This window comes from Bacillus sp. SIMBA_154, from assembly GCF_046536015.1.
Lineage (GTDB): Bacteria > Bacillota > Bacilli > Bacillales > Bacillaceae > Bacillus > Bacillus pumilus_P.
Genome location: NZ_JAWJBV010000175.1, coordinates 1 through 285 on the forward strand (window position 1 = coordinate 1; position 285 = coordinate 285).

Below are 285 nucleotides of genomic sequence, written 5' to 3' on the forward strand. Positions count from 1 at the left end.
CTAGTTCATCAAAGTATAGTTGATTCTTTTGCTAAGTATGAACCACGCATAGCATTAATTAGTAATAAAACATTTGGCATGCTAGTCAGCGTTGACTTTGATATCTCAGATGCAATTAGTTACTTTCAAAATAAGCAAAAGTTCGAAATTGAACAGGTGAAGCAATATATTGATGTGCGTATATTGGAGTTGAAGTTAAGCGCTGCTTTAAACTTAACACCTGAAAAAGTGATTAGCTTAGCAGAGTCTAGTCTTAACTATACGGTGGCAAACCAAGCAAAGTAT

Annotated in this window: 1 protein-coding gene; it reads left to right on the plus strand. The window is 34.4% G+C overall.

The genetic code is table 11. The annotated features are described in order from the left end of the window. On the plus strand, positions 1 to 285 hold a 285-nt coding region (locus R0K30_RS21625; RefSeq protein ID WP_410612860.1), incomplete at both ends, for a hypothetical protein.